Raw genomic sequence first — 12,470 nt, 5'->3', positions numbered from 1 at the left:
ACTTATTACATGATAATCACAAAGAGGCCACAGTGCCCACAGAAAACAAAGAGGCCACAGTGCCCACAGAAACAAGAGACCGTGGCTCCCGATTGATTGAATGAAGCGCCGATAAATCGACCACCCCGCTCGGTCCCGCTAGAGCACGCGGCGATGCCCCTGAACCGACTCATAGGTACGTCGCAACGACTCTGACGATTCATCAAAGAGCGCCTGAGTTACTCGCGTAAACAAGACATCCACAACAGCATGCTGCGCGGTTCGACTCGCCATGGCGCCCGAGCGGTAGCGACTCTCCCTCGCCTGGGTAATGAGCAGAACGCCAGCAGCCCGAGCAAGGTACGACGCTGGAGAGTTCGTCACAACAACCACGGTCGCGCCGGCCGAGGCTGCTACTTCGGCAAACACTCAGCGTTTCGGCGGTCGCACCCGAATGCGAAAAGGCAACCAAGACGTCACCCTTTCCCAGCAGCGAAGCTGAAGGAAGAACAAAGTGCACGTCGGGACTGTAGCTCGAAGGTCGGCCGATGCGACTGAGCTTCTGATGTAAGTCATGGGCGGTGATGCCACTCGCACCAAATCCGCAGACCTCAATCCGATTCGCATGGACGAGCGCCTTCGACGCTTGCTCAACGCTCGGGCGATCGAGACCTCGCATTGTCTGCTCGATCGCGAGGACCTCGTGATACAGCACCTTCGAGATGACATCTTCGATACCGTCAGACGGGTCAATCTCATCGTCAACAATCTCGAACCGATTACGCTCTGCTTGCTCTCGACTGAGCGTCGTTGCAACCTCAAGCCTGAACTGGCGATAGCCAGAAAAACCAAGCGTCTGACAAAACCGCGCCACCGTCGCGGACGACACTCCACAACGTTCAGCGAGCTCGGTAACCGTGTTCTCAACGACGACGCCGGGTTCTGCAAGAACGCTCTCAGCGACCTTACGCTCGGTTGCGCTCAGGGTCGCGAGTGACCGCTTGATCGTGCCAAGCACATCCTCAACCACTGCGGTGCCCTCCTGAGTCGCGTTACTCCACACTACAACCCACCGACCCGCATTCCGCCGCAGACAACATTCAAGAATGTAGCCACAACAAAAACACCGCCCCAAAGTCACAAAAAACGAGCTATAGTTGTGTGGTCTGACCACATGACCCGCACGCGCGAAGGAGGCGAAGCATGACCACCCCAAAAGCATGGGAGCTTGTGCTCGCCCACATCGAGGCGCAGCTCTCCTCCGGCGAACTCAGCCCAGGCGACCACCTGCCAGGCGAGCGCGCCCTTGCCGCCGACCTCGATGTTGGCCGCTCATCCGTTCGGGAGGCGCTCCGTGTGCTCGAAGCGCTCGGCCTCATCCGCACGCAGACCGGCTCGGGCCCAACCTCGGGTGCCATCATCGTTTCGCGTCCCTCCGGAGGCATGAGCATGCTCATGCGGCTTCAGGTGGCGGCGCAGGGATTTGCAGTTCGCGACGTAGTCAAGACGCGACTCATCCTTGAATCGGCCGTCGCCCGCGAGCTCGCAACGGCATCCAGCCCCAACCTCGACGAGCCAAAGACCCTACTCGAGGCGATGGAACAGCACGACCTCACCGAAACCGAATACCTACTGCTCGACGCGCAGTATCACCTCTCACTCGCAGAGGCAGCCGGCAACGACGTGCTCACCTCAACCATGGCGGGCCTTCGCAGCGCCATCGAGCACTACGTCATCGATGCGTCAGCGAGCCTGCCCGATTGGGCGACAACCGCGCGCCGCCTGCAGCACGAACACCGCGGCATCCTTGAGTCAATCGAGGCGAAGGATGCCGATACGGCCAGCGACCGCATCACCGCCCACATCAGCGGATACTACGCCGAGACCCAAATTTCTGACCACCAAACACCCGAAGGATAACCATGGTTCAACGCCGCTTTCCCAACCCGCGCGACCTCGCGCCGCTCATGCAGTTCAAGATGCCAGAGCTCAACGGCCGCAAGCGCCGCCTCGACTCGGCCCTGACCATTTACGACCTCCGCGACATCGCAAAGCGCCGCACGCCAAAAGCGCCGTTCGATTACACGGATGGCTCGGCCGAGTCCGAAATCTCGCTCGCCCGCGCACGCCAGGCCTTTGAGGACATCGAGTTCCACCCCTCGATCCTGCGCAACGTTGAGAACGCTTCAACGCACACCGAAGTGCTCGGCGACACCGTTTCGATGCCGTTTGGTATCGCGCCAACCGGCTTCACTCGCATGATGCAGACCGAGGGTGAAATCGCAGGGGCATCCGCTGCAGGCGCGGCAGGCATCCCGTTTGCCCTGTCAACCATGGGCACCTCATCCATTGAAGACGTGAAGGCAGCCAACCCCAACGGGCGCAACTGGTTCCAGCTCTACATGTGGAAGGACCGCGACCGCTCGATGGCGCTCGTAGACCGGGCCGCCAAGGCAGGCTACGACACCCTCCTCGTGACGGTTGACGTTCCCGTTGCAGGCGCCCGCCACCGCGATAAGCGCAACGGCATGTCGATTCCGCCGGCGCTCACGCCAGGAACCGTCATCAACGCCCTGCCTCGCCCGTGGTGGTGGATCGACTTCCTCACCACAGAGCCCCTCGCCTTCGCCTCGATCGACCGCTGGTCTGGCACCGTCGCCGAGCTGCTCGACACCATGTTTGACCCAACCGTCGACTTTGACGACCTGGCCTGGATTCGCGACCAGTGGCCAGGCAAAGTTGTGGTCAAGGGCGTGCAGAACCTCGAAGATGCCAAGCGCCTCACCGCAATGGGCGTCGACGGCATCACCCTCTCGAACCACGGCGGCCGCCAGCTCGACCGCGCCCCCATCCCCTTCCACCTGCTGCCAGAGGTCGTTCGCGAGGTCGGAAACGACACCGAGATCCACCTCGACACGGGCATCATGTCCGGTGCGGATGTTGTTGCAGCCGTCGCGCTCGGCGCCAAGTTCACGATGATCGGCCGCGCGTACCTGTACGGCCTCATGGCCGGCGGGCGCGAGGGCGTTGACCGCGCCATCGAGATCCTGCAGAGCGAGATCGTGCGCACCATGAAGCTGCTCGGTGTGAACAGCATCGACGAGCTCAACCCGTCACACGTGACCCAGCTGCAGCGCCTGTCGCCGCGCTTGGTCGCGCCGGCAACGGCGGCCGCAGCCGCGAAGGCCACGGCCAAGAAGAAGTAGGCCTGAACGGTCATCCGTTCGCCGCTGATTGCGAAATTCCGGCCTGGATTTCGCAACGAGTGGCGAACGGATGCCGCATCGCCCGCAGATATGACAACAGCGCCCCGTCCTTGTGCAAGGACGGGGCGCTGTTGCGTACGTACTACTTGTTGTCGCGAAGCGCGAGCAGCGACAGCAGGTCGTACGCGACGTGCGAGGCGGCAACTCCGGTGAGCTCGGCGTGGTCGTACGCCGGTGCGACCTCAACCACATCGGCGCCAACCACGTTGATGCCCTTCAAACCGCGCAGGATCTCAAGCAGCTCACGCGAGGTCAGGCCGCCGGCTTCAGGCGTTCCCGTTCCCGGCGCGTGTGCAGGGTCGAGCACATCGATGTCGATCGAGATGTAGAGCGGGCGATCGCCGATGCGGTCGCGCAGCGACGCCACGATCTCGTCGACGCCCTTGCGGAACACGTCGGCCGAGGTCACGATGCCAAAGCCAAAGCGGCGGTCGTCTTCGAGGTCGCGGTGACCATAGAGCGGCCCGCGGGTTCCAACGTGGCAGATAGCCTCGGTGTCAAGCAGGCCCTCTTCAACCGCGCGGCGGAACGGCGTTCCGTGGGTGTATTCGGCGCCAAAGTACGTGTCCCACGTGTCGAGGTGCGCGTCGAAGTGCAGCAGCGCAACGGGGCCGTGTGTTTCGGCGACGGAGCGCAGCAGCGGGAGCGCAATCGTGTGGTCCCCACCAAGGGTCACGAGCCGCGTGCCGGAACGAACGAGCTGCCCGGTGGATTCCTGAAGCACCTCGATGGCCTCGTTGATGTTAAACGGGTTGATGGCAACGTCGCCGCCGTCAACAACCTGCTGCAGGCCAAAGGGCTCCACGTCAAGGGCAGGGTTATACGGACGCAGCAGACGGCTGGCCGAGCGGATGTGCTCAGGGCCAAAGCGCGCTCCCGGACGGAACGAAACGCCGGCATCCCAGGGCACACCGATTACAGCGACATCCGCGTGCTCAACCTCTTGAATGGTTGGCAGCAGGGCGAAGGTTGCCGGGCCGCTGAACCGCGGCACCAGCGCCGAGTTCACCGGGCCAATGTTTCCACCTGAAACAACGCGAGGGGCGTTGGCGCTCAGCGTTGAGGGGAGGTGCGGATACTTGAGCTGATCGGTCATTCGTAGTGTCCTTTCGTAGGGATGGGATGCGCGCGAGTTGGGTATTACTGCGACGCGGAGGTGTGTGAGCTGAGACCCTGGACGGCGACGACACGAACGGGCGAACCGTCAACAGCGCCGAGGCTGAGGGGAAGGGCAATAACGGTCGGCCGCGGCCAATCAATAGCCGCAAGGTTGGTGAGGTTTTCGATGATGACGTTGCCGGCACCAAGGAAGGCGTCGTGGACGGGCAGCCCCACAAATTCCTCGTCAGCCGCAGGCGTGTGATCGGGGTTGAGCGTGTCAACACCGAGCACCGTCACGCCGTGCTCGATAAGGAAATGGGCGATGCCAACATCCAACGACGGATGGCGGTAGTACTCGTCTTCGCCAAAGTATTGCGACCAGCCAGTGTCAAACAGCACCATGGTGTTTGGTCCGACGCCGTCAAGTTGGTCGCGGACAGTGTCGAGGCTGATGACTGACAGCGCCGAGGCATCCGGAACCCGCACCACCCGAGCCTCGCCGATGAGCTGCCCCAAGGTCAGCTGATCGAGCGTTGGCCCAGCCGGAACGGTGTGCGAGGGCGCGTCGAGGTGGGTTCCAGAGTGGGAGCCGAGGTGGAGCTCGCACACACGGAATCCGTGGGCCTCGATCGAGGCGGCCTCGCGGATGCGCACGGCAGGGTCGCCCGGAAATACCGGCATCCCCGTCGAAATCTGGTGACTCAGGTCAACAACGCGCATCTGAAATCCTCTCGCCCCTATTCTGCCGCGCCCTGATCGAGCAGGTGAGTGGATGGCGTGCGCTCCGTCACCATGCGTTTGGTCGCGAGCGACCAGCTCAAATAGAGGATCACGGTCACGATAAACGTGGGGATTGTGGCACCGATCGGGCTGACCCACACGTAGGTGAGCATAAACGAGAGCGTCGCGCACGCTGCCCAAATAATGACGGCTGCCCAGTTAATGCCCCGCTTGAACCAGTAGCGTCCGCCACCGTTTTCGTTGAGGATGTCCTTGCCGTAGAAGCCCTTGTTAATGACGTAGTAGTCAATAATCATGATCGCAAAGACCGGCACAAACAGCGAGCCGATGACCGTCAGGAAGGCGGTGAACTGGTCAAGCAGCGCGAGCCAGCTCGAACCGAAGATCGAGATGAACCCAACAACAAGCGCCGTCGGGAGGAAGCGAATCTTGCGCTTCGACTGCGCGTTCACAATCGACGTCACCATGCCGTATACGGCCATGGTGTTGGTCGCGAGCACCGAGAGCAGGATGACGATGGCAAGCGGGGCCCCAAAGCTGGCCACAACAATGGTCGGATCGAACGATACGGCCTCGCCACCGTTGAGGATTACGTATGAAATCGCCACGACGCCGAGCGTCATCGCCAGCACGGTCGACACGATGTAGCCAATGCCCGTTCCGAGCACGGCGCCCTTTTGGGTCTTCGCAAAGCGCGTAATGTCTGCCGAGAGCACGGTCCACGAGATGGCCGTGGAGATCACAATATCGAGCACAACAACGCCCGTGTAGCCGAGCGCCTTATCGGCTGGGATGGCAACATACTCTGCGATGGGGCTGCTTGTGAACGCAACGGTAAAGACGTAGCCCATAAACGCGAGAATGACGAGACCAAGCCACGGCTCAACCTTCGAGATTCCCTCGTGCCCAAAGATCGCGAGGGCAACAACCACAAGCTCACACAGCACCGAGAAGAGGATGGGGTTGCTGAAGCCCGTCGCCTCAGCGACCAGGTAGTTGACGGTCACGCCGGCGAGCATCGCCTGGACCCAGCTCCATCCCATGAGGATGACCACGTTGGCCGCAACCGGAACAAACGAGCCCTTTATGCCGAATGAGCCCCTCGTCAGCGACATCGTCGAGAGACCAGTGCGCGTGCCCATCGTGCCAACCGCGACCAACACAATGGCGCCAAGCACCGTTCCGAGCACGATGAAGATGAGCGCCTCAACGAAGGTGACACCAGGCACAAACAGCGTGCCCGTGAGCATCGTTGTGACAACGAGGTTTGAGGCGAGCCAGATCATCCCGATTCGACCGAGCGACAGGGTTCCCCGAATCGGGCCGTGCCCTTCGGAGTTCTCGTCGAGGCGGTTGTTCATTCGCTGCCAGATGGAACCACTTGTTGTGCCGGGCGCGCTCATTCGACCGCCTCCTCTGGGTTGGCCGCTGGCGTTGGCGACAGGTGCTCGTGCACGGCAACGATCGCGCCGGTTTCGTCACGCACAAACACGATCGTTTCGCGCTCGTGCAGGGTCTCGGCCGTGCCGTCGACCTCGATGCTTGTGGCAACGTCGTGGGTAAAGATTCCCGTGTCTCCGGCGATCTGGATGAGCTGGTTGCTGCTCTCGCATCCGGTGATCTTCCAGCCGCCTTCGACCCATTCGGCCCACAGGGCTTCGTATTCGGCGCGGGCATTGAGCCTGGCCTGTTCTGGGTAAAAGATAAAGGTCGCGTCGGGCGCAAACGAGCCAAAGTAGGCGTCGGCATCCATCGAGGAGAAGGCCGCGACGAGGTGGTCAGCGGCGGAGGCCACTTCTTGGGAAGTCAGTGCGGCAGGGGTTTCGCGCGTCATTGCTCAGGTCCGTTTCAGTTCAGGCGCTGTTACGTGAGACAAATAGTTACTAATAGACAACTTTTGATCTCTGCCAAGCAACAAGCGCGTGACTAATACTGAGTTATCAGCGGCCGAGTGTCAAGTTGGCCCGACCACACACACGCCCATGGCCTCCAGCAATCCACCTGACCCAAATGTGTCTATTTCCCGCGAAATAGACACATTTGCGTCACATCGATTCACGGCTGTGGATAATTTTCACGCGTCTTTGGCGGTTCGGGCAGAATCACCGCATGGCCAGATACATTCCGCTACCCGACGAACTGCGCGCGCGTTCCTTTGACGTACGTGAAGCATCCGCGCGGGGCGTTCGGCCAACGCGCCTCCTGTCTTCGGATCTCGTTGCGCCGTTCCATGGGGTGAGGATGCACGCGGCAGCGAATTACACCCTGCACAGCCTCTGCGTGGCCTTCGCCCCACGCCTGCGGCCAGGAGAGTGTTTTGGAGGGGTCACCGCGGCCTCGCTCTGGGGCATCCCGCTGCCGAGCCAATGGGGCGAACCTGTTCAACGACGATGGGACACGGCATCCCGAGCTATCGGGGGCCTGCCTGGTCAACCACCCCTGATGCCGGGGAATCCGCACAACCAACCAGCGCCGGGGCTCGGGAGTCAGCACAACCAACCAGCACCCACACCCGGGAACCCTCACAACCAACCACCACCCACACCAGGGAACCCGCACAACCAACCAGCACCAGTGCTCGCGTATCCACACAGCGAACCACCACCCACACCCGATGGCCAGCCCATCCCTACGCTCCACGTTGCGACACAGCCGCCGCTGCGGGCGCGACGGGCCGCTGGCATCCACGGTTTTCAGTTCGACCGTCCCGGCGGGAGCATCGTACTCAGACGCGGAGTTCCTGTAGCGGATGTCGTATCAACGTGGTTGCAACTCGCGAGCGCACTCACGACCGACGACCTTGTTGCAGCGGGCGACTACCTCATCCGGGTTCCGGAATACCCAGATAGGAACGATCCAAGGCCGTATACATCCGCAGCGCAGCTCATCTCAGCGGCGGGCGCGTTTGTCGGCAGGGGTAAAGCCAACGTTCGGCGGGCCCTCCCGTTAATCCGTGAAGGCTCGGATTCCCGCCCTGAGACTCATTTGCGCCTCCTCCTTCAGCGCGCCGGATTGCCAGAGCCCAACCTCAACCCCGTCATCAGGGACCGGTTTGGTGTGCGCATCGGTCGGGCGGACCTTGTCTACCCCGAGGCGAAACTCATCGTGGAGTATGACGGCGATCAGCACCGCACAAACACCGCACAGTACGAACACGACATGACCCGCGTGTATCGCTTCGGGGCGGAAGAGTGGCACGTCTACCGAGTGCGAGCTCACGGCCTCTACCGCGAACCGAGGGTCACGGCCGCGAGGGTACGCGGGCTCTTCCTCGCACGCGCATCCAACGCATCCAACCAATCCACCTGACCCAAATGTGTCTATTTCCCGGGAAATAGACACATTTGGGTCAGGTCGAATGAATCGTTCGGGTCGAGTCAGCCGCTAGAAGAGCGAATCGGTGAGCGATGACGGCACTCCGAAGCGGTGGGCCGTGATGCTCAGCGACTGCTCGCGCAAGAATGGGAGCAGCTCCAATCGCCCGGCGTTGGTAACCGGTTCGGCAAACAAGGTCACGTCAGGATGTGCAACGGCCGCGCGTGCCGTAGCGGCACGGTCTCCCCCGACCAGGCGGATGCGCGAAACCCCGTCGATGCCGACGGCGACGCGTTCCAGCCAGTCGGCATCCGATTCGATGCTCACCGACACATCCAAATCGGTGAGGACCTTCATGATGGCGCCGGGAAGCGGCCGCGAAACGCTCAACGTCAGCGGGGCGCGGGCGAGCAACCCGGCCACGATCACTCGAAGCGCATCGTTGAGCGTGCTGCCCTCGGCCACTCGAACCATGACGGGCGCCGGCCAGTAGCGCTGCAGGTTGCGCTCGATGCCAAGACGCGAGACGTCGTGCACCTCGCTCAGTTCCGTGCCCCACAGATAGGCGTCGCTCAGTGCGGCCCGGCGCAGCACATCAAATTCTTCGTAGTCGAGCGACTGCTGCGCGGCCTCGATGAGACTTGTCACCCACGCCGACAGCCCGCGCAAATGGAGCGTTGAGCTCTTGGCTCCTTCTTCCGGGCGCCACCCGCCAAGCGCGAGCAACGTGTTCGGGCCGCCAGCCTGGAAACCGGCGCCAACGGAGGACCGCTTCCACCCACCAAACGGCTGCCGCTCAACAATTGCGGGGGTGACCGCACGGTTGACGAAGAGGTTACCGGAATGAACGTTATCCACCCACACGCCAATCTCCTCGGCATCAAGCGAGTGCAACCCGCCTGCAAGGCCGTACTCGACCGCATTCTGAATGTCGATAGCCTCGTGCAGGGTGAGGGCGTGCATAATGCCAAGCACCGGCCCAAACGTCTCGGTGAGGTGGAAGCTCGACCCCTTGCGGACACCAAGTTTCACGCCTGGCGACCAGAGCTGGCCCTCGGCATCGCGGCGCTCTGGCTGGACCATCCACGATTCTCCGGCTTCGAGGGAGGTCAGCGTGTCGAGGAGTCGGCCTGAGGCGGGGGCGATGAGCGGCCCAACCTGCGTCGCTGGGTCAGTCGCCGGACCAACACGAAGCGAACGGACCGCATCTTCAAGCTGCCTCGCAAAGCGCTTTGATCTGGCGGCGCTGCCAACAAGGATGACGAGGCTGGTCGACGAACATCGCTGCCCAGCGTTGCCAAAAGCGCTCTCAACGATGTCGGCGACGGCAAGGTCAATATCCGCGCTCGGGGTCACGACGATGGCATTCTTGCCGTTTGTCGCCGCAAGCAGTTGCAGCTCGGGGCGCTGCTGTTGCAGATGCCGAGCGGTACGCCAGGTTCCCGTGAGGAGCAGTCGATCGACAGCCGGGTGCGCGGCGAGATAGGTCTCGAGCCTGCGTGTGTCGCTGGCCCCTCCAGCAGATTGGATGCCCTGCTCGGCTTCATCCGCAACGCCGTCAGCGTCTGCGCTCTCGTTGGGTTCGGGTGCGGTCGTTCGAGCAGCCGCCGTCCCTTTGGCAGCCGTGCTCGCGCTGGCGGTCTCGTCGGTCGGCGGCAGGACTGGCGCAACGGCGGGAACAACCGGGGCAACCGCCCTCTCCCCCGCGTCGCCCGAACCGGCATCCAGCTCCACATCGGCACCGACACCAACGTCTCCGTCTGCGGCCGCCTCTGCGTCTGTATTTGCGCCTGTATCCGCGCCTGTGTCTGCACCCGCAGAACGTCGAGCACCTGCTGCCACATCGCGCAACTCAACGAGGACGAGCAGTTCCTTCGGGATACCGGCCTCCCACAGCACCTCGGCAACCACCGCGGCACAACGCCGCGCCTCGGGCGCCGGCTTCAGGATGACCCCGCTGCCGGCCGCGAGCGCAGCAAGCGACGAGCCAACAGGAACAGCAACGGGACTATTCCACGGCGACGCAACGACGGTCAGTCGCGACGGCACAAACCGGGCACCAACCATCGCGTCAAGTTCGGCGGCTCTGTCTGCGTAATAGCGAGCAAAATCTACGGCCCCGCTCACCTCACGGTCGGCTTCGGCGAGGACGACCCCCGTTTCGGACACCATCGTTTCGATCAGCCGATCTCGGTTGGCAATCAGCCCGAGCGCAACTCTACGAAGCACGGCTCCCCGGTCGGTTGCGGCCATGGCACCCCATCCACCGGCGCGTTCGCGGACGGCGGCGGCAAGCGCATCCACCTCGTCGGCGGTTGAAATCACGGCCTGGTCGAGCGTCGCCTGACCCTCGGAGCTTTCGGGCGCGCGCTGCAGCAGCGCGAGCGCCCACTCTCGGTTGACCGCAAGCGTCGGGTCTGTGGTTGGTTCGTTCACAAATCCGGTCGTTGACACAACGGGGATGCGGTCGGGAACGGAGGCCGGCTCAAGCACGGGCACCTCGGTAGTTGGCTGTTCGTCAAGGCGAAGCACCGCGGCGGTGAGGCCGTCCTGTGGGCCACCGGCGGCGCTTGTATCGGGCTTGCGGTAAAACAGCGCGCTGTCAGCAGATTCAGTCTTCCACTCGGTCGCCCGGTTTTGGGTGCGGTTGCTGCGGGGAGCAGGCTCGGCTTCCAACGCAGCGATGGATGCCATAAAACGCCCGCGTTCGCGATCAAACAGACGCTCATCCTCGCCAAGCTCGAACATCGCTGACAGGTAGTTCTCGTCGTTTGCGCTCTCATCAAGGCGTCGAACGAGGTACGAAATAGCCGCCTCAAATTCCTTCGGCCGCACAACAGGGGTGTACAGGCGGATGCTGCCGACCGTGGCCTGCACCGCCTTCACCTGGGCGGGTGCCATGCCAAGCAGCATCTCAAACTCAACGTGCTGGCTCAGGCCCCTGGCCTCCGCAAGGAGGTGGGCAAGCGCAACGTCAAACAGATTATGGCTCGCGACGCCAACCCCGATCACCTCGGCGTTCTCAGGCCGCATCGCAAAATCAAGCAGGCGTTTGAAGTTGGTATCGGTCTCCTGCTTGCTGCCAACTGGGGCGAGCGGCCATCCGTGCAGCGTGGAGTCAACGCGCTCCAGAGCAAGGTTTGCGCCCTTCACCAGCCGAACCCGAACGGGAACTCCCCCGTCGGCAACCCGCGAGCGTGACCAGTCGGTGAGCTCGTGAAGCGCCGCAACCGATTCGGGCAAATACGCCTGCAGCACGACCCCTGCGGTGACTCCCGACAGCTGCGGGCGATCAAGCGCATTCATAAAGATTGCCTTGACGAGGTCAAGGTCGCGGTACTCCTCGGCGTCGAGGGTCACAACGGTTCCGGTCTCCGCAGAAAGCTCAAACAAGGGGATGAGGCGGGCAGAAATCCGGTCGACGGCGTCGTCAAAGTCCCACATCGTGATGTTGCTCGCGATGGACGAGATCGAGACGGAGATCGCATCGACGTCGTCACGAAGCATAAGATCTCGGATGACGGCAAGCCGGTGACGGGCCTCGCTCTCGCCGAGCACCGGCTCGCCAAGCACGCTGAGGTTCGGCCGCGAGCCGTCCGCCCGCAACTGGGCGAGCGCGCGGCCGAGCGCATCCGTCCTCGCGCCAGCCTGACCCTTTGCCTGGCCCTCAGCGGGGGCATCAACAATCAGATGGCCAACCATGCGACGAAGCGCGGTGCGTGCCATAGGGATAACGGCCCAGGGCAACGTGAGCGAGGCGATTCCACCGGCACGCACCGCAAGCCGGAGCCCCGGCGGCAAAAAGCTTGGGGCCTGCGCGGCAACCTTGTTCAGGTTGAGGGCGGCGACAAAGGCATCCTCAGGGCGGGCGACCCCGTCAACGAAATCCTTCGTGAAACTCAGGCCTGCCTCGTCACGAAGCACAGAAGCGAGCGTATCGCCAGCCTGTTTGCCCTCGTCAACTTCACTGAGAGCAAGCCACTGACGCACGAGAGCGACTGTCTCGTCTGCGAGCGCAACGGGGTGAATGAGATCAGCTTCGTCTGCCATAGATCAAGCCTAGGCGGC

General features: G+C 62.7%; 9 protein-coding genes and 1 pseudogene. 3 read left to right on the top strand and 7 right to left on the bottom strand.

Annotation, left to right across the window (positions count from 1 at the left end; all coding sequences use genetic code 11):
* Positions 1-138 precede the first annotated feature (138 nt).
* Together FHX76_RS16860 and FHX76_RS14020 are read right to left on the bottom strand one after the other, a co-directional pair.
* Positions 139-363 (bottom strand): MurR/RpiR family transcriptional regulator, encoded by a 225-nt coding sequence (locus FHX76_RS16860; RefSeq protein WP_424960766.1) that lies wholly within the window; start codon positions 361-363, stop codon positions 139-141.
* A 100-nt stretch (positions 364-463) separates the two neighbouring features.
* Positions 464-1,201 (bottom strand): annotated as a pseudogene (locus FHX76_RS14020) (MurR/RpiR family transcriptional regulator); the annotation flags it as partial.
* On the opposite strand from FHX76_RS14020, the gene FHX76_RS14015 reads away from it, so the two are divergent.
* Both FHX76_RS14015 and FHX76_RS14010 read left to right on the top strand, forming a co-directional pair.
* Complete coding sequence (locus tag FHX76_RS14015) at positions 1,183-1,899, top strand: FadR/GntR family transcriptional regulator (RefSeq protein WP_167150138.1); 717 nt, start codon at positions 1,183-1,185, stop codon at positions 1,897-1,899. The pseudogene FHX76_RS14020 and the gene FHX76_RS14015 overlap by 19 nt on opposite strands.
* 2 nt (positions 1,900-1,901) lie before the next feature.
* A complete protein-coding gene (locus FHX76_RS14010) occupies positions 1,902-3,185 on the top strand; it encodes an alpha-hydroxy acid oxidase (protein WP_167150140.1) in 1,284 nt (427 codons plus the stop codon).
* A gap of 142 nt (positions 3,186-3,327) precedes the next feature.
* Here the strand turns inward: FHX76_RS14010 and speB are convergent, their stop codons facing one another.
* Genes speB through FHX76_RS13990 form a run of 4 tightly spaced genes read right to left on the bottom strand, consistent with a single transcriptional unit; the run spans position 3,328 to position 6,921 of the window.
* On the bottom strand, positions 3,328-4,341 hold the full coding sequence (gene speB, locus FHX76_RS14005; RefSeq protein ID WP_167150142.1) for an agmatinase: 1,014 nt from the start codon (positions 4,339-4,341) through the stop codon (positions 3,328-3,330).
* Positions 4,342-4,385: 44 nt separating this feature from the next.
* Positions 4,386-5,066 (bottom strand): cyclase family protein, encoded by a 681-nt coding sequence (locus FHX76_RS14000; protein WP_167150144.1) that lies wholly within the window; start codon positions 5,064-5,066, stop codon positions 4,386-4,388.
* A gap of 17 nt (positions 5,067-5,083) precedes the next feature.
* A complete protein-coding gene (locus FHX76_RS13995; protein WP_243848603.1) occupies positions 5,084-6,490 on the bottom strand; it encodes a purine-cytosine permease family protein in 1,407 nt (468 codons plus the stop codon).
* A complete protein-coding gene (locus FHX76_RS13990; protein ID WP_167150146.1) occupies positions 6,487-6,921 on the bottom strand; it encodes a YybH family protein in 435 nt (144 codons plus the stop codon). The genes FHX76_RS13995 and FHX76_RS13990 overlap by 4 nt, the downstream gene beginning before the upstream one ends.
* Before the next feature lie 740 nt (positions 6,922-7,661).
* On the opposite strand from FHX76_RS13990, the gene FHX76_RS13985 reads away from it, so the two are divergent.
* Positions 7,662-8,396 carry an endonuclease domain-containing protein gene (locus FHX76_RS13985; protein ID WP_167151601.1) on the top strand — a complete coding sequence of 245 codons (735 nt, stop codon included), beginning with the start codon at positions 7,662-7,664 and terminating at the stop codon, positions 8,394-8,396.
* Positions 8,397-8,471: 75 nt separating this feature from the next.
* Here the strand turns inward: FHX76_RS13985 and FHX76_RS13980 are convergent, their stop codons facing one another.
* Positions 8,472-12,452 (bottom strand): bifunctional proline dehydrogenase/L-glutamate gamma-semialdehyde dehydrogenase, encoded by a 3,981-nt coding sequence (locus tag FHX76_RS13980; protein ID WP_167151599.1) that lies wholly within the window; start codon positions 12,450-12,452, stop codon positions 8,472-8,474.
* Positions 12,453-12,470: the final 18 nt, after the last annotated feature.

The sequence above is a fragment of the Lysinibacter cavernae genome, from assembly GCF_011758565.1.
Classification (GTDB): Bacteria; Actinomycetota; Actinomycetes; order Actinomycetales; family Microbacteriaceae; genus Lysinibacter; species Lysinibacter cavernae.
The sequence above is the reverse complement of the archived record's forward strand: the minus strand, read 5'-3'. Positions and strand labels throughout refer to the sequence as shown.